Here is a 20,175-nt window from a genome sequence, read left to right on the forward strand (position 1 = left end):
ATAGCCGCATCTGCATCGTTTTTCCCCATGAGAACTAACGTTAGTCGGAACTGCAAAAATCACATCAGGCAGGATGGGTAACGCTGTGCTTCCCCCATCCTGCCTCGTTCGGTTTGCTTTATTCCAGCACTCGCAAAGAATAATCCGTCGCCCGGATATCTTTCGTCAAGCTACCAATCGAAATTCTATCGACGCCTGTTTCGGCAATCGCCCGTACGGTATCCATACTAATCCCACCGGAAGCTTCCAGCAATGCTCTGCCAGCTGTCAGTGTGACCGCATCGCGCATCATGGCCAGACTAAAGTTATCGAGCAAAACAGAAGTCGCACCTGCAAGCAAGGCTTCTTCAAGTTGCGCCAGACTTTCGACTTCCACCTGGATAGTCACGCCAGCTTGCAAATCCTGCGCCGCACGCATGGCAGCGCTGATGCCGCCAGCAGCAGCGATGTGATTCTCTTTAATAAGAATCCCGTCGTACAAAGCCAGACGTTGATTGTAGCCGCCGCCGACGCGCACCGCATATTTTTGCGCCAAGCGTAAGCCTGGTAATGTCTTGCGCGTGTCGAGAATTTTCGCGTCAGTATCTGCGATCAGATTGACATAGTCACGCGTGGCCGTCGCCACACCAGACAGCAATTGCAAAAAGTTGAGTGCGGTACGTTCCGCAGTCAGCAAAGCGCGCCCGGGTGCGTTGATATGACACACTTCGCTATCTGCTTGCATTAAGTCGCCTTCGGCATAATGCCAGGTTATCTGGATACGACCATCGAGTTGCTGCATCACTGCTTCAAACCACGGCGCGCCACATAAGACAGCGCTCTCACGAACGATTACTCGCGCCTGCACGATGCCATCTTCCGGCACCAACATGCCGGTGAAATCGCCGCGCCCTACATCTTCAGTAATGGCAGCGCGAATATTATTTTGGAATGCCGCTTGCAGCGCAGTATCGAAAGGCGCAAAGCGATTTTTTAATGTACTACTACTTGTACTGCCACTGTGGATTGCATCGCTCATGCTGGTCCTATCCCTGAAAACAGTTTTTCTTCTTTTGATAAATCGCTGATTGGCCGTGTGTTTGCTTTACGGTCAGCGGCAAAATTTAGCATGCGATCTATGCTGATAATCGCTTTGCGCCCAATATCAGCATCGACATGAATTTCATTACGTCCAGATTCGAGCACGTCTGCCAGATTTTGCAAACCGTTCATCGCCATCCAAGGGCAATGTGCACAGCTTTTGCAAGTTGCGCTGTTGCCTGCGGTAGGTGCATCGATAAAACGCTTTCCCGGTGCCGCCATGCGCATTTTGTGGAGGATACCATTGTCAGTGGCAACGATAAATTCATCCGCATCCAGGTTTTGCGCAGCAGCGATTAATTGGGAAGTCGAACCAACCACATCAGCCTGATCCACTACATCTTGCGGCGATTCCGGATGCACCAGAATTTTGGCATTCGGGTGCTCACGGCGCAGCAGTCCTAACTCTATCCCCTTGAACTCATCATGCACCAGACATGATCCATGCCACAACAGCATATCCGCACCGGTTTTTTTCTGGATATAGCCACCTAAATGTCGATCCGGTGCCCAGAGAATTTTTTTACCTTGCGCATGCAGGTGCGCGACAATATCCAGACCAATTGAAGAAGTCACCATCCAGTCAGCCCGCGCTTTCACAGCTGCACTGGTATTGGCATACACCACGACCGTACGATCTGGGTGGGCATCACAAAAGGCGGTAAATTCATCGGTAGGACAGCCCAAATCAAGCGAACAGGTCGCATCCAGATCGGGCATCAGCACGCGTTTGTGCGGGCTCAAAATTTTGGAAGTCTCTCCCATAAATTTGACACCAGCGACCACTAAAGTCTGGGCTGGATGATCACGACCAAAACGCGCCATCTCTAACGAGTCAGATACACAGCCGCCGGTTTCTTCGGCCAAATCTTGTAGGTCAGCATCGACATAATAATGCGCCACCAGCACTGCCTTTTGCTCTTTTAGTAAACGCTTAATACGTGCTTTTAGAACTTCTTTTTCCTGCGGTGTCGGTGTACTTGGCACGCGCGCCCACGCTTGTGCAGTACAACTTGCACCGGAAGACAACGGTGACATGATGGGGCGCTCAAATTCAACAGTTTTAATAATTTCAGAATGCATGGAAGTGATCTGTGTGATGTTACGCAAAGACGTTGTGGGTACAAAATGCCAATAGATATCGGCGCATTGCCATAAAAAGAATGTGCATTAAATACGGGAGAGTAATTCTACTGCGAACCTTGATTCACTGCTGCAATATTGAAATATTGCCATAAAGGTAAATTTACCTTACTATTTCCGGTAAGAAACCTATAAAAAAAGGGGTACAGGGAATGACACTTTTTGACAAAACCGAACGGGGTCGCGAAGAAATACTGTTACGCGGAAACAATCTGGCGCCGCGATTACGGACATTATTGCTGTTAGTTGACGGAAAGACCAGCATGGAAGCGCTGCTGATCAAAGTAGCCGGCCTTGGTCTTGGGCAAGAACATCTGTCTGAGTTGTTAGCTGCTGGCATGATACAAATACAACAGCCCCCTCAGTTAAGTGAAAGCGTCTCGCCAATCACGCAGACGAAGGAGACCACTGAAATTAGCTCTGCCGCAAGAGCAAGGGCCATACTGCCCGAAGGTCAAACCCAGTATGAAGCTATCTACAACTTCTATAACGAAACCATCAAAAGCATGATCGGTTTGCGTGGCTACAGTTTGCAACTGAAAGTCGAAAAAGCTAGTTCTGTCGACGATTTCCGTGCTTTGCGCACAATTTATTTAGAAGCAATATTGAAAGCAAAAGGCAAAGAAACTACTCGCAGTCTGCGTGACAGGCTGGATCAGTTACTTTATATGGGAATGCCGGCGGAATAACAAACTCGGCGAAGGGGAAGTAAAGCCAAAATAAAAAAGCGCACTAATATGTGCGCTTTTTTTATTTTTCAGAACTACTCCAGGGAATTATTCAATCCCTTGGCTATTCAAATAGTCTTCATACGAACCGCGGAAATCAATCACTTCATTTTCCTTGACTTCCAATACGCGTGTCGCCAATGACGAAACAAATTCACGATCATGTGAAACGAAAATCAACGTGCCGGCATATTTATCCAACGCGATATTGAGCGATTCGATCGACTCCATATCCATATGATTCGTTGGTTCATCCATCAATAATACATTGTGACGGCCCAACATTAATTTACCGTAAGTCATGCGGCCTTTTTCGCCACCGGACAATACCTGCACCGATTTTTTCACTTCATCGCCACTGAACAGCAAACGCCCCAAAATCGAACGTACGGCTTGATCGTCGTCGCCTTCTTTAGTCCACTGGCCCATCCAATCGGTCAGTGTTTTATCGGTGGCAAAATTTTCGGTAGGATCTTGCGGCATGTAACCAACGTCCGCATTATCGGTCCATTTCACCATACCGCTATCGGCATCCAGACCACAGTTAGCTTCCCCGCCGATGCTACGCAATAGCGTGGTTTTACCCGCGCCGTTGGCGCCGATGATGGCGATACGCTCACCCGCTTCAACCATGATGTTGAAATTTTTGAATAACGGACGGTCATATGCTTTGCTAATACCTTGCACATCTACAGCCAAGCGGTGAAGTTTTTTCTCGCCATCGAAACGGATGAATGGATTGGCGCGGCTAGACGGCTTAATGTCTTCAACTTTGATTTTGTCGATTTGTTTGGCGCGTGATGTAGCCTGGCGCGCTTTCGATTTATTGGCAGAAAAACGACGCACGAATTCTTGCAACTCAGCGACTTTATCTTTGGCCTTGGCGTTGTTAGATAACTGTTGCGCACGTGCTTGCGATGAAGCCAGCATGTAGTCATCGTAATTACCCGGATACACTTTCAATGTGCCGTAATCCATATCGGCCATGTGTGTACATACCTGATTCAAAAAGTGACGATCATGGGAAATAATGATCATGGTGGAATTGCGCTGATTCAGCACATCTTCTAACCAGCGAATGGTGTTGATATCGAGGTTATTGGTCGGTTCGTCGAGCAACAGAATATCCGGATTCGAGAACAAAGCCTGCGCCAGCAATACGCGCAATTTCCAACCCGGCGCGACATTGCTCATTGGGCCTTGATGTTGATCCATCGCGACGCCGACACCCAGCAGCAACTCACCAGCACGCGCTTCGGCGGTATAACCATCATACTCAGCAAATCTCGCTTCGAGATCGGCGGCTTTCATGTAATCGTCGTCTGTCGCCTCAGGATTCGCATAAATCGCATCGCGCTCAGCGGCGGCCGCCCACATTTCGGTATGCCCCATCATCACGACATCGAGCACGCGCATATCTTCAAAAGCAAATTGATCTTGGCGCAATTTACCTAAACGCTCTCCGGAATCGAGCATCACATTACCTGCGCTTGGCTCTAAATCGCCGCCCAATATTTTCATAAAGGTCGATTTGCCGCAACCGTTGGCGCCAATCAAACCATAGCGGTTGCCATCGCCGAACTTAACGGAAATGTTTTCAAACAAAGGCTTAGCGCCAAACTGCATCGTGATATTTGCTGTGGAGAGCATCTTTTTCGTATCGCTTTTCTTAAACTTATTTAATTAAATCAGTGGGTTAGGTAATGGGGCAGTATTATACAACATTCGCACAACCACATTTAAGAGGGCTGTTATCCCTGACTATCCAATATATGCAGAACGGCATCTGCCTGCCGCTCCGCCTTAATCAGCGCAAACAATTGCACCGCTTCCGGATAGGTACGTTTCAGTTGTGCCAGCCACTGTTTCAAGCGTCCCACAGCGTACTGATTGTCAACCTGCCTGCACTGAGCAAAGAAATCCTGCAACACAGGTAATATCTGCGTCCAGCCCGGCAAACCTATCGGTGCTGATGTGCCTTCCGCTTTGATTGCCAGCGCCAATCCCGGGGACGCCACCAGACCGCGTCCTATCATCACCGTATCACAGCCACTGGCGGCACGGATTCCATGCCAGTCAGCAACCGTCCACACTTCGCCATTGGCGACCAATGGTAGTTTGACGACCTCTCGAATACGAGCGATCCAGTCCCAATGCGCGGGTGGTTTATAACCCTCGATTTTCGTACGGGCATGAACTGTAAGTTGCGCTGCACCGGCACTTTCAATCGCTAAGGCGCAGTCCAAAGCGCGCGATTTATCCGCATAACCGAGGCGCATTTTAGCCGTCACCGGCGTGTTGGCAGGCACTGCAGTACGTACCGCCTTGATAATCTCATAAATAACTTCCGGCTCATCAAGCAGCACTGCCCCGCCCCGATGACGATTCACGGTAGGTGCCGGGCAACCAAAATTAAGATCAATGGCAGGCGCGCCCAAACTGGCAGCCCTCACCGCATTATCAGCCAGACAATGCGGATCTGAACCTAACAACTGTAAGTTGACTAAAGTGCCAGAGCGCGTGCGGCTACCCTGCTTTAGTTCGGGGCTTAAGCGATAAAAAACTTTATCAGGCAGCAGCGTATCGGTGACACGCACAAATTCCGTAACGCATTCGTCGATACCGCCGATGTTGGTTAACACATCACGCATGATGGGATCGGCCAACCCCTCCATAGGTGCTAATACTAATTTCATACTTTTTGCCAACCAAGGTGAGGCGTCACTATAAAAAATATCAAGATGCGATGCTATCCATAAATTGTGCCATTTTGACATCCAATTCCGTCACACCATTGGCATCGTGCGTTGCCAGCAATACTTCTACGCGGTTGTAAACATTGAACCATTCAGGATGGTGATCTATTTTTTCGGCTAAAAGCGCGACCTGCGCCATAAAACCGAATGCCGCATTAAAGTCAGTAAACTTGAACGTTTTCTGAATCGCATCACGTCCTTCGACGATAGTCCAGCTTGGTAGCCTTGGTAACGCGGCGGCGGCACCGATGTGGTTTGCTGATGGTCGTGTCATGGTGATCTCCATTTATTTGTCATAAGGGCGCAATTCTATAGCGATATTGGCTTTGTAACGAGTGTAACGAGTTGCATCGCTTCTTGAAGAAATATTGGCGAGATGTATAGTTTCACAACATCATCTCTTTTAGGAATTTTATGAAACGCATACTTCAAGCTACCTACGCCGTTGCGCTAATCGCGGCGAGTAGCATGGCTTTTATTCCAGCGCAAGCCAATGCACAAGTAGGCGTCAACATCATTATTGGTGGTGCGCCACCACCGCCACGTTATGAGGTTGTTCCCGTTCCACGTCCAGGCTATATCTGGGCGCCGGGTTATTGGGATTGGGTTGGTGGCCGTCACGTATGGCGTACGGGCAATTGGGCTCGCGCCCGCCCAGGCTATCAATATAATCGCCCGCAATGGGTGCAACACGGTGGTCGCTGGGAGTTAAATCGCGGTGGCTGGGCACAAGGACCGCGCAACAATGGCTACCATGGCAATGGCAGAGGCTATGACAATCATCATGGCGGTCGTAATGATTACCGTGGTGGCCGCGACCGTTAATTTCGACGGCTAAAAAATCCAATAAAAATGGCACCGACGAAAACATTTCGCCGGTGCCATTTTTTTAAATATTTAAATATTTAAATATTTACAGAAGCTTAGATTTTCTTTGCAACAGACTGCGATTTCACGACTTGCATCGCGGTCCCGATCAAACTACTGATATCGCCTAAATTAGCCGGAACAATAATCGAGTTATTCGTCTTAGCCAGCTGCGAAAATGCTGCGACATATTGTTCTGCGACTTTCAGACTTGCGGCATCCTGGCCGCCCGGTTCTTGCATCGCTGCTGCCGTTTTGCGAATCGCTTCAGCGCTAGCCTGAGCAATCGACAAAATCGCTGCCGCCTGACCTTCCGCACGATTAATCGACGCTTGCTTTTCACCTTCTGATTTGGCGATGGATGCTTCGCGCTCGCCAGTGGCAATATTGATCTGCTCTTGTTTGCGGCCTTCTGATGCCGCGATCAAAGCACGTTTTTCACGCTCTGCAGTAATTTGCGCTTGCATCGCGTGCAAAATTTCTTTCGGCGGCGTCAAATCTTTGATTTCATAACGCAGCACTTTGACACCCCAGTTGGCGGCAGATTCATCAATCGCATTCACGATGGTGGTATTGATGTGGTCGCGTTCTTCAAAGGTTTTATCCAGTTCCATCTTACCGATCACCGAGCGCAAAGTAGTTTGGGCCAACTGCGTAATCGCAGCGATATAATTTGATGAGCCATACGATGCACGCATAGGATCGGTGATCTGGAAATACAAAATACCATCCACCTGCAACTGCGTATTGTCGCGCGTGATACAGACTTGCGGCGGTACATCCAGTGGAATTTCTTTGAGAATATGCTTGTAGGCGATACGATCGACAAAAGGTAAAACTATGCTTAAACCTGGACCTAAAGTTGCATGATATTTCCCCAAACGTTCAACTACCCAAGCATGTTGTTGCGGCACGACTTTAACAGTCTTGACCACGAATATAATCGCAATGAATAAAATAATGATGGATACGCTTCCGAACATAGTGATTTCCTCTCTTTGTTAAGTAATTCCGCATAACTGCGAGGGCAACGACATATAAACAGCTATGCGGACTTACGTATTGATGCAAACTTAAATTATTTCGTGTTCGAGACTATCAACCGACTACCACGAATTTCCTGGATCACAAATTGGCCGGCCTGCGCCTCTTGTCCTGGTGCGAGCTCAACATCCCACAATGCCCCGCGATACATCACGCGTGCACTAGCAACGCCACCCGCTCCCATCGGCGCTTCCCATGCATTGACATTGATTTTTTGACCGATATCCAGATTTACATTCGGATCACGCTCAGCTTGAACCCGATCACGCTTACCGAAACGACTACGGCGCAGGCCTACCGTCGCCAACACCGCCACCACAGCGGCAACCAGCAATTGCCATTCCATACTAAAACCTACCAGCGCCGCCAGGCCGCCAGCAATTAAACCCAGCGCTACCATCAATAAATAGAAGGTGCCGGTAAATAGTTCGGCGATGATCAATACACCTGCCATCAACATCCATATAACCCAATCGGCCATTTGTTTTTCTCCGGAAGAATTGACTGTGGCATAGTCTAACTCACAATAAGACCCTAATAGTGATGTAAAGTTGCAAATCACTTAAGATCACACTCACCGACATCCATGAATACTCCTGATTTGATTGCCCTAGCCTATAAAGATTTTCAAGCTGGCCGTCATCAACAAGCCGAGCAAACGCTCCTTGCCATTTTGCGAAGTGAGCCCATGCAATTTGATGCGCTGCATATTCTGGCTGTGATCTACGCGGCAACGCATCAACCGCTGGCGGCAATCCATTTTTTCAAAAAAGCCATTGCAGCGGCTGCAGATAACAGCGCGCGTTTGTTGCCAGTGCATTTCAAATTAGCGCGCGTGCAATTTGAAATGGAAGCGTACGAAGAAGCACTCGCGTCATATCAGGCACTGCTAGATCTAGGCCACAACAAACCCGACATATTATTTGCAAAAAGTGCAACTCTCGCTAGTTTAAAACACTTTGCTGTGGCCTTGGAGTGCAATGAACAAGCACTATTGCAGGTGCCACAAAGTGATTACGGCTGGTCACAACGCGCAACGCTTCAGCACCAATTAGAACGTTATCAAGATGCGCTCATCAGTATTGGCAAGGCGCTCGCACTACAACCGCGCAATGCGGAATACTGGTACAAAAAAGGCGTAACGCTAGACCAATTGGAGGAGCATCAAGAAGCGCTGGTCTGTCTCAATCAGGCGCTTGAATACAATCCAGAGTCAGCTACTTTTTATCTTGATCGCGGTGTCATTCTGCATAAACTGGAGCACTACGAAGCCGCGTTACTGGATCACGCCAAAGGTTTAGCGATGGCGCCACATAAAGCAGAAGCATGGGGTGATTACGGCATTACCTTGAGCCTTGTAGGTCAACACGAAGAAGCCATTGTCAGCTATCAAAAAGCGCTGCAAATCATGCCGGCATATGCTGACGTCATCTACAATCAAGCGCTATCGAAACTGACGCTAGGACATTTTGCGAGCGGCTGGATTGATTATGAATCCCGTTGGAAAAAAAGTGATGCCGAACAAACTCGTCACAGCAATTTTCCATTGTGGCAAGGACAAGAACCGATTCGAGGAAAACGTATTTTATTATGGTCGGAACAAGGACTCGGTGACACCATACAGTTCTGTCGTTACGCTTTGATGGTTGCGGCGCTGGGTGCTGAAGTGATATTAGAAGTCAATCCGTCACTCGTTAGCATCGTCTCAAGCATGAATCAACAGCTGCCGACAAACAGCATTCCCTTGCAAATCATTGCACTTGGCAAAACGGTGCCGCAGGTAGATTATCAAACGCCACTCATGAGCTTGCCTTTAGTATTTGCAACTGATTTGAGCAATATTTCCGCCACGCTGCTGCCGTCAGTCACGCATAACTACAACGCCTATTTCAAAGCAGAGCCAAGCAAGTGCACAAGCTGGCAACAACAAAATCAGCAGCATCAACAAGCATTCAAAATTGGCCTGATCGGCTCAGGCAACAGCAACAAACACAAAGATCACAATCGTTCAATCGCGCTTGAACAGTTTGCGCCGCTGCTCGATTGTGCACAGCATAGCAATGCAACGGCCGTATCTTTTTTCTTGCTACAAAAAGAAATTCGTAACAGCGATAAAGAATTTTTAGAGCGGACACCACAGCTTCATAGTCAAGCGCAGTGGATTGAAGATTTTGGCGATACCGCTGCCATCATTGCCAACCTTGATATCGTCATCAGCGTTGATACTTCAGTGGCTCATCTGGCGGGGGCATTGGGTAAACCGGTGTGGATACTATTGCCGAGTGCTGCCGATTGGCGCTGGTTATTGGAGCGTAACGATAGTCCCTGGTATCCAAGCGCACGCTTGTTTCGACAAAGTCAGGCTGGTGACTGGGCGAGTGTGATACAACAAGTACGCTTGGCCTTGTCAGAACAACTTTCTTAAATCTACAAAAACTCGCTGAGTACGCAGGGCGGGTGTGGGCACCGCATTTTTGCTCGTTAAGGCGAATCTCAGAAAGAAGGCATTTAACATCAGAGATAGTCGCTCAGGCATACCCCTATCCTTGATACCTGCAACATAAGACCGTGAGCAAAAATGCGGTGCCCACACCCGCCCTGCGTGCATCAAAAAAAAAAGCGAGCACTAGAAACCAGTGCTCGCTTTTTTAGCTATTGAAACAATGTACTTATTGCGCCGCTGCCAACTGCTTCCAAGTGTCAATCACGGTATCAGGATTCAAGGAGATCGTTTCTATCCCCTCCTTCATCAACCATTCCGCAAAGTCCGGATGATCGGATGGACCTTGACCGCAAATGCCTACGTATTTGCCTCTGGCGATACAAGTGGAGATTACTTTTTTCAACAAGGCTTTGATCGCCGGATCACGCTCATCAAAATCAGCCGCCAGCAATTCCATACCTGAATCACGATCCAGGCCCAGCGTCAATTGCGTCAGATCATTGGAACCGATAGAGAAGCCATCGAAATGATCGAGGAACTCATCGGCCAGAATCGCGTTCGATGGCACTTCGCACATCATGATGACGCGCAAACCATTTTCGCCACGCACCAAACCATTTTTCGCCAACAAACCGATGACTTTTTCTGCTTGTCCCAAGGTACGAACAAACGGCACCATGATTTCGACATTCGTTAAACCCATGTCTTCACGCACGCGTTTCATCGCCAGACATTCCATCTCAAAGGCCGCAGCAAAGTCAGCCGACAGATAACGTGCCGCACCACGGAAACCCAACATCGGATTTTCTTCATCCGGCTCGTAACGTGAACCGCCGATCAGCTTCTTGTATTCATTCGACTTAAAGTCAGACAAACGCACGATGACTTTTTTCGGCCAGAAGGCTGCAGCAATCGTAGCAATCCCTTCGGCCAATTTATCGACGTAGAACGCTTTCGGTGAAGCGTGACCACGCGCTACGGATTCCACGGCTTTTTTCAAATCAGTATCAATATTCGGATACTCAAGAATCGCCCGAGGATGCACACCGATATTGTTATTGATAATGAATTCCAAACGCGCCAAACCAACGCCTTCGTTAGGAATCGACTGGAAATCAAACGCCAGTTGTGGATTACCCACGTTCATCATGATTTTCAGCGGCAACTTAGGCAAGTCGCCACGCGCCACTTCGGTTACTTCAGTTTCCAGTAAGCCGTCGTAAATCTTGCCTTCATCGCCTTCAGCGCAAGAGACTGTGACGAAAGTACCGTCTTTTAGAATGTCAGTCGCGTCACCGCAACCGACCACCGCAGGCACACCCAATTCGCGCGCAATAATCGCTGCGTGACAGGTACGGCCACCACGATTGGTAACAATCGCTGCGGCACGCTTCATGACCGGTTCCCAGTTAGGATCCGTCATATCCGCTACCAATACATCGCCTGGCTGTACGCGCTCCATTTCAGATGCGTTATGAATCACCCGCACCGGACCGGCGCCGATTTTTTGGCCAATAGCACGACCAGTTACCAGTACATGACTACTACCTTTGAGCTTGAACCGTTGTTGCGCATCTGTAGATTTCTCCTGCGATTTCACGGTTTCCGGGCGTGCCTGCAAGATATAGATCTTACCGTCGCGACCATCTTTACCCCATTCGATATCCATAGGACGTTGATAATGTTTTTCGATGATGACGGCATATTTAGCCAGCTCAACGATTTCCATATCGTTCAGAGAATAACGATTACGCAACTCGATAGGCACATCCACAGTCTTCACTGAGCGACCAGCTTTCGCTTCACCAGTGAATTCCATCTTGATCAGTTTAGAACCGATATTGCGGCGGATGATAGGTAATTTGCCTTGTTCCAGCATCGGCTTGTGGACATAAAATTCGTCAGGATTGACTGCACCCTGCACCACGGTTTCACCGAGGCCATAACTGGAAGTGATGAACACCACGTCTTTAAATCCAGACTCGGTATCCAGTGTAAACATCACGCCAGCAGCGCCGACATCAGAACGCACCATGCGCTGCACACCCGCGGACAATGCGACTTCAGCGTGGGTAAAGCCTTTATGTACCCGATATGAAATCGCGCGGTCGTTGTAGAGCGAAGCAAACACGTGCTTCATAGCTTCTAGCACGTTGTCGATGCCGACCACGTTAAGGAAAGTTTCTTGCTGGCCAGCGAATGACGCATCTGGTAAATCTTCTGCAGTGGCAGAAGAACGCACGGCAAACGACATCTCAGCGGCAGAATCGGCCACCAGACGTTGATACGATTCATTGATTTCTTGTGCCAGACGTGGCTGGAATGGCGTAGCCACGATCCATTCACGAATCTCGCTACCTGCTTGCGCCAATGCACGCACATCTTCGACATTCAATGTTTCCAGGCGATCAGCGATGCGCTGCGCCAGTGCAACGCCACCTTCTGGCGTATACGCCAGAAAATCGCGGAAAGCTTGCGCCGTAGTGGCAAAGCCACCCGGCACCCGGACACCGGCAGTCGCCAGCTGGCTGATCATCTCACCCAGTGACGCGTTCTTGCCGCCGACGGAATCAACATCCGTCATCCGTAAATTTTCAAAGGGAACGACGTAAGCAGCCCCCTGGGATAATCCCATTTGCATTGCATTGGACATAACAACCTCTAGTTTGATGGTAAGAAATCTTCATAGCTCGCTTCACACTGCGCCACGCGCCCCTTGGCTTTTTGTTATTCTTCGTCAGGACACGTTTAAATTAATCGTTGGTCGCCATTTTACAGGCTGTACTGATTTTTTTGCCTGTTTTAGTAATAAAGCCCTATTATTTATATGCCATTGAAGCGCCTACTCTAATCACTCATTGTTCAAATACTATGTCAGAAACACCGAATCTCCCTCTCCCAGCCGCCAATCGCACGGTTTTTTTCGTTTCTGACGGTACCGGCATCACGGCCGAAGCTTTTGGTCATTCGGTGTTAACACAGTTTGAGTTGCGTTTTAAGCAAGTGCGCCTGCCGTTTATCGACACACTGGATAAAGCGCATGACGCCACACGCAAAATTAACGAAGCCTTTCAGGTCGATGGCAAATTACCGATTGTGTTTTCGACTCTGGTAAAAACGGATTTATCCAAAGTCATCCAGCAAGCAAAAGCAATGCACATGGACTTGATTCAGACCTTTGTTGAGCCGCTAGAAAATGAATTGGGCGTCAAATCGTCCCACACCATAGGTCGCAGCCATAATAGCGCCAACTCAGAAGAGTATAAAAATCGGATTGAAGCAATCAACTATTCTTTAGCGCATGATGATGGTCAGTCGAATAAAAATCTGGCAGATGCCGATGTGATTCTGGTTGGCGTATCACGCTCAGGAAAAACCCCGACCAGCTTATATCTGGCGATGCAATATGGCATCAAGGCGGCCAACTATCCATTGATCCCTGAGGATTTTGAACGCAATAAACTCCCCAGCGGTTTGATCCCGCATAAACAAAAAATTTTCGGCCTCACCATCGCGCCCGAACGTTTATCCGAAATTCGTAACGAACGTCGCCCTGGCAGCAAATATGCGGCTTTAGTGAACTGTCGATATGAAATTAATGAAGCTGAAGCAATGATGCGACGCGAGGGAATACGCTGGATGTCATCGACAACCAAGTCGATTGAAGAAATTGCGGCGACGATTTTGCAAGATATTAAGCCGGAAGCGACAATCTTTTAACAACAGGTGGTGCTTTTCTTGCTTCTACATCGACTCACACGCTAGCAAATGTGCTGGCGCCCGTGTTCACAATTGAGAGGAGCAAGAAATGAGCAGGTCCCAATCTGTAGCGTCGAATAGTCCAATCACATCGAATGTCACCATCACCGTTGAAACACCTCTGCAAGATGACGTCCGAACACTGGTCGCGGCGTTAAATAGCCATCTTTTACCGCTATCGCCGGTCGAATTTCAATTCAAGATGACAGTCGAACAAATGGCGGGTGAGGATACGACGGTTTTCGTTGCACGCGACGAGAGTGGCAACGCGCTCGGTTGTGGTGCGCTAAAAATACATGGTGCCCATATTGGTGAAGTCAAACGCATGTTTACGCTGCCGGCCGTACGTGGCCAGCGTATCGGTGCGATTTTGCTGGATGCGATTACTCAGCTGGCGAAAGACAAAGGTGTCACTCAGCTTGTGCTGGAAACAGGTGCCGTACAAGGTTTTGATGCCGCTTGGCGACTGTATGAACGTTCGGGTTTTAGCCGCTGCGGCGTCGTGCTGGACTATCCAGATTCGGGACACAGTGTGTTTTATGAAAAATGGCTGAAGCAAAGTTGAGTCCATCTTTATAAGATAAACTTTAGCCCCTCCATAAACCATCTTTAATATCGAATGAGCTCTACCTCTGATTTTGAATTACGGGAATTCGTCGCTGACGACTATCAACATGCATTTGATTTATGGTCGTCAATTGAAGGACTCAGTCTTCATGAAAACGATACAAAAGAGGCGATCACCAGCTTTCTGGAACGAAATCCCGGCTTCAGCGTGGTCGCCAGCGACAAAAATAACAACATTGTCGGCGCTGTACTGTGTGGCCATAATGGTCGCGCAGGATCGCTTTATCATCTGGCTGTGGCTGACAGTGCGCGTGGAAAAGGATTGGGGCGTCAAATGGTTCAGTTTTGCACATCAAAACTGATCGAGGCGAACATCCCTCACTGCAGTGTCTTCGTTTTCACAAATAACGATGTTGGCAATCAATTTTGGATAAACAATGGCTGGGATGATCCCATGACACGTGAATTCGCGTGGAAGGTACTTCAGAAACGTTTATAAAATGGACGTATCGTACTTTGGCGATGGGTATTGCTACTCTACCCATCTATCGCATTAAACTTCAGAACTAAGTTTGCGTTTGCCGGACTTGCTCAAAAAAACAAACCGCTGCTGCTGCTGCCACATTCAACGACTCCATTTTCCCCAGGTGCGGAATCACGACTTGCTGGCTCGCTTGCGTCATTAAATCTTCAGCAACCCCCTGCCCTTCGTGTCCAAACAGCCAGGCTACAGAGCCGGTCAGATCAACGTCGTAGATGCTCTTTTCCGCATAAGAACTAGTAGCAAGAATCGGGCATTGCGCAGTCGTCATGACTGCTGACAAATCTACATTTTCAAAAATCTCCAATAAAAAATGCGCACCCATCCCGGCACGCAACACTTTTGGCGACCATGCTAGCGCTGTCCCTGATGAACAGTAAATGTGCTTGATCCCTGCTGCAGCTGCGCTGCGCAAGATAGAACCTAGATTTCCGGGATCTTGCAGGTTATCCAACAAAACAGCTGATTGAGCTAATACAGCGGGCGCAGTAAATTGCGGTGTGTCAATCATGAACAATAAGCCGACACCGTTTTCAACCTGACTCAATACTTTGTATTGAGCGTCTGGCATAGCGACACATTCCACACCACTAGACTCGCACTGCGCGATCAGGTCTGCAGCCTCGGGATGCGCTATTGCACTTTCGCTGACAACGCACAGCACTGGCGAACCGCCATGTTGCAGGTAGGATTGACTTAGATGTATCCCATCGAGCAAAGTACGCCCTCTCTTGCGTCGCTCTTGCGAACTGGTGGCAAGTAGCTTCAATTCTTTGTAGAGCGCGTTGTAAGGAGAGGTGATTAATTTCATGAGATTTTAGTGAAGATGACTACAAATAAGATAGACACAATATCGCGCAAATCAAGTGTTTGCAGCTAACACGGCACGCACTGGCGCATAAGATAGTCGATGTACCGGCGAAACGCCATGCAAACGCAAACGTTCTAAATGCAACGCAGTTGGATAACCTTTGTGCTGATCAAAAGCATAGTGTGGGTAGAGATCATGCAATACGTCCAATGCCGCATCGCGCGCCGTTTTAGCGAGAATCGATGCTGCCGAAATGGCAGGTACTTTATCGTCACCTTTGATAATCGCTTCTGCACGTATCACCATCACCGGGCAACGATTGCCATCTATCAGTGCCAATGTTGGCGTGCGCGATAGCCCTTCAACGGCACGCCGCATCGCCAGCATGGTGGCTTGCAAAATATTGAGTGTGTCAATTTCCTGCTCCGAACATTGTGCGATCGACCATGCTAAAGCACATTCTTTGATTTGCTCTGCCAATGCTTCACGTCGTACTGCGGTTAATTTTTTTGAGTCACGCAAACCGATGATTGGTCGTTGCGGATCGAGAATGACGGCTGCCGCAAACACGGGGCCTGCTAATGGACCGCGACCAGCCTCATCTACGCCACAGATGATTTCGGTGGTATCGTCAAAATTGAATAATGCTTGGTTGGGGTTATTTGTCATTACATGTCATGTATTTACGTGAATCACTGATGGGCATCACTTCCGTGCACGCTGCTCAATAATTTTCAACACCACTTGCGCACTTTCATTCGCCGTATCGCGCAATAAAGTATGGTGCATGGCAGTGAAGCGTTCTCGCAGCATGATTTGATGCGGCACATCGTCGAGTTGCTTCCAGAGCGCTTCTGCCAACGCTTCCGGTGTGGCAGCATGTTGTATCAGTTCCGGGACTAAAAATTCACGCGCCAAAATATTGGGCAAACCTATCCACGACTGATAACTCAGATGACGCATGATTTGATAAGTCGCGCCCATCATTTTGTAAGCGATCACCATAGGTTTTTTATACAGTGCCACCTCCAGCGATGCGGTGCCTGATGCCACCAGCACCGCATCGGCCGCCGCCATTGCGGTATGCGACTGCCCATCAATTAACTGAATTTGCACATCCTGCAAACCAGCTTCAGTGATCAGTTCCATAAACAGACGTCGTTGCTTCTCACCCACCATCGGTGCGATAAAGCGCAGGCCTGGGTCACGCTGCGCCAATAATTTTGCGGCTCCGACAAAGCTAACGGTGTTGTACTTCAATTCTGACATGCGGCTGCCTGGCATGATGGCAACCACTCTGGCATCGACAGGCAAAGCGAGCGCCTGGCGTGCCGCAGCAACATCAGGCACCATGGGAATCACTTGCGCCAAAGGGTGACCTACGTAGGTTGCCGGGATACCCGCCTGGTGGTAAATCGCTTCCTCAAATGGAAACACGACGAGCATGTGCGAACCGGAGCGCTTAATCTTTTTAATCCGCCCGCCACGCCATGCCCAAATCGATGGCCCAATAAAATGGACAGTCGGAATGCCTGCATGATTAAGCTGTGTTTCTAAGCCAAAGTTAAAATCCGGGGCATCGACACCAATAAAGACGTCCGGTTTTTCACGCAGCAAACGATCACGCAACGCAATCTGTATACCTTTGAGCTCGCGATAATGCGCTAACACTTCAAACAAGCCATTCACCGCCAGCTTGTCCATAGGCCAAAAGCTTTCAAAGCCATATTCAGCCATCTTGGGGCCGCCGATGCCATGCAGTGCCGCATCTGGCAAGTGTGGGCGCAGACCGGACAATAAGCGGCTCGCTAATAGATCGCCGGAAGTCTCACCGGCGACCATGGCGACGGTAACATCAGTCAAATTAGCAGCTGACATGCCGCCAGAATGGTTAGTGCTATATGGCGTAACCACTTCAGCGAATGATGCCACGACTGGACTTGGAGATGAAATCGCGCAGCATGCGCAGATATTCGGCCGCATCTGGTGACTTAATTTCTTCTGCTTCGAGTGCCGCCTTAGCCTCATCCAAGGAATGACCAGCGCGATAAATCATTTTATAACCTCGCTTGATCGCCATGATCTGCTCGCTGGTGAAACCACGCCGCTTAAGGCCTTCGCTATTAATCCCTGCAGGAACCGCACGATTTCCGACAGCGGTAACAAACGGCGGAACATCTTGACTGACCGCGGCCGTAAATCCCGTCATGGCATGCGCGCCGATATGGCAAAACTGATGAATCGTCGTAAACCCGCCAAGAAACACCCAATCCCCTATGTGGACATGTCCACCTAAGGTAGCGTTATTGGCCAATATCGTATTGTTAGCGATATGGCAGTCATGAGCGACATGAACATACGCCATAATCCAGTTGTCATTTCCCAGACTGGTGAGGCCGCCGTCTTGCACAGTCCCGAGGTTGAGCGTGACAAATTCCCGGATGGTATTGCGATCGCCAATTTCCAGGCGTGTTGGTTCGCCCGCAAATTTTTTATCTTGTGGCGCTGCGCCGATGGAGCCAAACTGGAAGAAAGTGTTGTCGCGGCCTATCGTTGTGTGCCCTTCAATCACAACATGCGGCCCGATTTTGGTACCGGCGCCGATAGTGACATGAGGACCAATTACCGCATAAGCGCCGACTTCGACAGAGCTATCAAGTGTCGCTTCTGGAGCAATCACTGCTGTTGGATGAATACGCGTCATCTTGGTTACCAATTATTTCGCGGCCGGGGTGACTTCAGGCGTCACTGCATGGCGCATCGTGCACATGAATTCAGCTTCTACTGCCAGTTCGCCATCCACCGTTGCTTTTGCATGATATTTCCAGATGCCGCGCACCACACGAAGAATTTCGACTTCCAGCTTAATCTGATCGCCCGGCTCAACAGGTCGGCGGAAACGCGCATTATCGATACCCAGAAAATACACCACGGTATTTTCATCCGGCTTACGGCCTTCGCTCAAAAACGATAACAAGGCGGCTGTTTGCGCCAATGCCTCAATCGTCAAGACACCGGGCATTACCGGCTTATTTGGAAAATGGCCGTTGAAGAATTCTTCATTGGCGGTGACATTTTTGATCGCCGTGATGGTCTTGCCACTCTCCCAGCTCAATACGCGATCAACTAGCAGCAAAGGATAGCGATGTGGCAGATATTCTTTGATCTGGTTGATATTGAGAGTGCCGCCCGGAAGGCCGTTAGCGCTAGGATTTGGATTAGTCATTGGATTCTTCTTTAATTGAATTTTCTGTATTTTCTATGAATCGCTGCTGCTCTGTATGTTGTTCAGTCAGCTGCTTCATGTTTTTTTCTAGAGACCGGATTTTCTCACGCATAGAGGTCAAATTACGTACCAATGCGGCTGATTTTTCCCAATCGCCATGCTTGGCAACTGGATAGAAACCTGTGTACTGTCCGGGCTCCAATATTGAGCGTAACGCCAGTGTGCCGGCTGAAACATGGACATGATCGACTATCGTTATATGGCCGTGGATCATTGCAGCACCACCAATCGAACAATATTTACCGATTTTAGCGCTACCAGCGATACCGGCACATGCCGCAATCGCAGTATGCGCGCCAATATGACAATTGTGGGCAATCTGAATCTGGTTATCCAGCTTGACGCCCTCTTCTATTACCGTATCTTGCAAAGCACCACGATCTATCGTGGTGTTGGCACCAATTTCGACATCATCACCGATGAGCACACGCCCGGTTTGAGGAATCTTGATCCAAGTGCCACTTTCGTTGGCAAAGCCAAAACCGTCGGCACCAATCACAACACCGGAATGGATAATGCCGCGTTGACCAATTTCACATCCTGCATAAATCGTCACCTGCGGATACAGTTGCGTCATCGCGCCGATTTTAACGCCACGACCAATCACGCAGCCAGCTGCAATCTGCACGTGTTCACCTATGATGGCATCAGCATCCACCACCACATTGGCACCAATAACAGCACTTGCAGCAATGTTAGCTGTCGGCGCTACCGTAGCACTTGCGTGAATACCTGCGATCACAACTTGCGCGTGTAGAGCCACAAAGAATTGCGCTGCACGCGCAAAGTAAGCATAGGGATTTGCCGTAACGATACGAGCGCCTTGATAGCTGGCACTCACAATAGCATCGTCAGCAGGCGATAATATCAACGCCGCAGCCTGCGTTTGTGCCGCTTGCGAACGAAACTTGGCATTAGAGAGGAAAGTGATATGAGATGCGGTAGCATCACTGAGTGGCGCAATGCCGGACACTTCAATATCCGGATCACCTATCAATTGGCCGCCTAAGCTTTCGACCAGTTGTTTCAGCCGAGTGCTCATAGTGGCCTTTGTATTCTAGGGCTTACGTACAATTGTCCCGGCAAGGCATCCCAACGAAGACCGTACTTTAGTACGGCCAGAAGGGGTAACGCCGCAAGGACAATTTTG

Annotated in this window: 20 protein-coding genes; 6 read left to right on the forward strand and 14 right to left on the reverse strand. The window is 49.0% G+C overall.

All coding sequences use genetic code 11. The annotated features are described in order from the left end of the window. Positions 1-118: 118 nt before the first annotated feature. Positions 119-1,018 (reverse strand): carboxylating nicotinate-nucleotide diphosphorylase, encoded by a 900-nt coding sequence (gene nadC, locus GEV47_RS04780; RefSeq protein WP_153233523.1) that lies wholly within the window; start codon positions 1,016-1,018, stop codon positions 119-121. After that, positions 1,015-2,163 (reverse strand): quinolinate synthase NadA, encoded by a 1,149-nt coding sequence (gene nadA / locus GEV47_RS04785; RefSeq protein WP_153233524.1) that lies wholly within the window; start codon positions 2,161-2,163, stop codon positions 1,015-1,017. Before nadA ends, nadC begins: the two co-directional genes overlap by 4 nt. Positions 2,164-2,375: 212 nt before the next feature. Here nadA and GEV47_RS04790 point away from each other — a divergent pair, with 212 nt between their 5' ends. Next, positions 2,376-2,912, forward strand: a complete 537-nt coding sequence (locus GEV47_RS04790) for a hypothetical protein (RefSeq protein ID WP_153233525.1) — start codon at positions 2,376-2,378, stop codon at positions 2,910-2,912. Positions 2,913-2,999: 87 nt separating this feature from the next. Here GEV47_RS04790 and GEV47_RS04795 read toward each other — a convergent pair whose 3' ends face one another. The 3 genes from GEV47_RS04795 to GEV47_RS04805 all read right to left on the reverse strand — a co-directional run bounded on the left by GEV47_RS04795 (position 3,000) and on the right by GEV47_RS04805 (position 5,981). Continuing rightward, positions 3,000-4,601, reverse strand: a complete 1,602-nt coding sequence (locus GEV47_RS04795; RefSeq protein WP_153233526.1) for an ABC-F family ATPase — start codon at positions 4,599-4,601, stop codon at positions 3,000-3,002. A 101-nt stretch (positions 4,602-4,702) separates the two neighbouring features. Then, entirely contained in the window at positions 4,703-5,647 is a 945-nt protein-coding gene (locus GEV47_RS04800) for a tRNA dihydrouridine synthase (RefSeq protein ID WP_153233527.1), read from the reverse strand. Between the two features lie 40 nt (positions 5,648-5,687). Next, positions 5,688-5,981 (reverse strand): 4a-hydroxytetrahydrobiopterin dehydratase, encoded by a 294-nt coding sequence (locus tag GEV47_RS04805; protein WP_153233528.1) that lies wholly within the window; start codon positions 5,979-5,981, stop codon positions 5,688-5,690. A 140-nt stretch (positions 5,982-6,121) separates the two neighbouring features. Here GEV47_RS04805 and GEV47_RS04810 point away from each other — a divergent pair, with 140 nt between their 5' ends. Continuing rightward, complete coding sequence (locus tag GEV47_RS04810) at positions 6,122-6,532, forward strand: YXWGXW repeat-containing protein (RefSeq protein WP_153233529.1); 411 nt, start codon at positions 6,122-6,124, stop codon at positions 6,530-6,532. 98 nt (positions 6,533-6,630) lie between these two features. Here GEV47_RS04810 and GEV47_RS04815 read toward each other — a convergent pair whose 3' ends face one another. Continuing rightward, entirely contained in the window at positions 6,631-7,557 is a 927-nt protein-coding gene (locus GEV47_RS04815; RefSeq protein WP_153233530.1) for an SPFH domain-containing protein, read from the reverse strand. A 95-nt stretch (positions 7,558-7,652) separates the two neighbouring features. Continuing rightward, positions 7,653-8,099 (reverse strand): NfeD family protein, encoded by a 447-nt coding sequence (locus GEV47_RS04820; protein ID WP_153233531.1) that lies wholly within the window; start codon positions 8,097-8,099, stop codon positions 7,653-7,655. A 105-nt stretch (positions 8,100-8,204) separates the two neighbouring features. Here GEV47_RS04820 and GEV47_RS04825 point away from each other — a divergent pair, with 105 nt between their 5' ends. Then, positions 8,205-10,043, forward strand: coding sequence for a tetratricopeptide repeat protein (locus GEV47_RS04825; RefSeq protein WP_153233532.1), 1,839 nt, complete (start codon positions 8,205-8,207; stop codon positions 10,041-10,043). 244 nt (positions 10,044-10,287) lie between these two features. On the opposite strand, the gene ppsA is transcribed toward GEV47_RS04825, so the two are convergent. Then, a complete protein-coding gene (gene ppsA / locus GEV47_RS04830; protein WP_407646204.1) occupies positions 10,288-12,702 on the reverse strand; it encodes a phosphoenolpyruvate synthase in 2,415 nt (804 codons plus the stop codon). Positions 12,703-12,932: 230 nt separating this feature from the next. Here ppsA and ppsR point away from each other — a divergent pair, with 230 nt between their 5' ends. The 3 genes from ppsR (at position 12,933) to GEV47_RS04845 (ending at position 14,886) form a co-directional block, all read left to right on the forward strand. Then, a complete protein-coding gene (gene ppsR / locus GEV47_RS04835; RefSeq protein ID WP_153233533.1) occupies positions 12,933-13,781 on the forward strand; it encodes a posphoenolpyruvate synthetase regulatory kinase/phosphorylase PpsR in 849 nt (282 codons plus the stop codon). A gap of 88 nt (positions 13,782-13,869) precedes the next feature. After that, the gene (locus GEV47_RS04840) at positions 13,870-14,385 is read left to right on the forward strand and encodes a GNAT family N-acetyltransferase (RefSeq protein WP_153233534.1); all 516 of its coding nucleotides are present in this window, start codon (positions 13,870-13,872) and stop codon (positions 14,383-14,385) included. A 54-nt stretch (positions 14,386-14,439) separates the two neighbouring features. After that, positions 14,440-14,886 (forward strand): GNAT family N-acetyltransferase, encoded by a 447-nt coding sequence (locus tag GEV47_RS04845; protein ID WP_153233535.1) that lies wholly within the window; start codon positions 14,440-14,442, stop codon positions 14,884-14,886. 67 nt (positions 14,887-14,953) lie between these two features. Here GEV47_RS04845 and GEV47_RS04850 read toward each other — a convergent pair whose 3' ends face one another. From GEV47_RS04850 to lpxD, 6 genes are read right to left on the reverse strand one after another with little or no spacing between them, the layout of a single operon-like run. Continuing rightward, a complete protein-coding gene (locus GEV47_RS04850; RefSeq protein ID WP_153233536.1) occupies positions 14,954-15,739 on the reverse strand; it encodes a TrmH family RNA methyltransferase in 786 nt (261 codons plus the stop codon). Positions 15,740-15,790: 51 nt separating this feature from the next. After that, positions 15,791-16,408 carry a ribonuclease HII gene (gene rnhB / locus GEV47_RS04855; protein WP_153233537.1) on the reverse strand — a complete coding sequence of 206 codons (618 nt, stop codon included), beginning with the start codon at positions 16,406-16,408 and terminating at the stop codon, positions 15,791-15,793. 36 nt (positions 16,409-16,444) lie between these two features. Next, positions 16,445-17,617, reverse strand: a complete 1,173-nt coding sequence (gene lpxB, locus GEV47_RS04860) for a lipid-A-disaccharide synthase (protein WP_265588499.1) — start codon at positions 17,615-17,617, stop codon at positions 16,445-16,447. Between the two features lie 37 nt (positions 17,618-17,654). Next, the gene (gene lpxA / locus GEV47_RS04865; RefSeq protein ID WP_153233538.1) at positions 17,655-18,443 is read right to left on the reverse strand and encodes an acyl-ACP--UDP-N-acetylglucosamine O-acyltransferase; all 789 of its coding nucleotides are present in this window, start codon (positions 18,441-18,443) and stop codon (positions 17,655-17,657) included. Positions 18,444-18,455: 12 nt separating this feature from the next. After that, positions 18,456-18,965 carry a 3-hydroxyacyl-ACP dehydratase FabZ gene (gene fabZ, locus GEV47_RS04870; protein ID WP_153233541.1) on the reverse strand — a complete coding sequence of 170 codons (510 nt, stop codon included), beginning with the start codon at positions 18,963-18,965 and terminating at the stop codon, positions 18,456-18,458. After that, the gene (gene lpxD, locus GEV47_RS04875) at positions 18,958-20,067 is read right to left on the reverse strand and encodes a UDP-3-O-(3-hydroxymyristoyl)glucosamine N-acyltransferase (RefSeq protein ID WP_153233542.1); all 1,110 of its coding nucleotides are present in this window, start codon (positions 20,065-20,067) and stop codon (positions 18,958-18,960) included. Before lpxD ends, fabZ begins: the two co-directional genes overlap by 8 nt. Between the last annotated feature and the right edge of the window lie 108 nt (positions 20,068-20,175).

This window comes from Glaciimonas soli (assembly GCF_009497155.1).
Lineage (GTDB): Bacteria > Pseudomonadota > Gammaproteobacteria > Burkholderiales > Burkholderiaceae_D > Glaciimonas > Glaciimonas soli.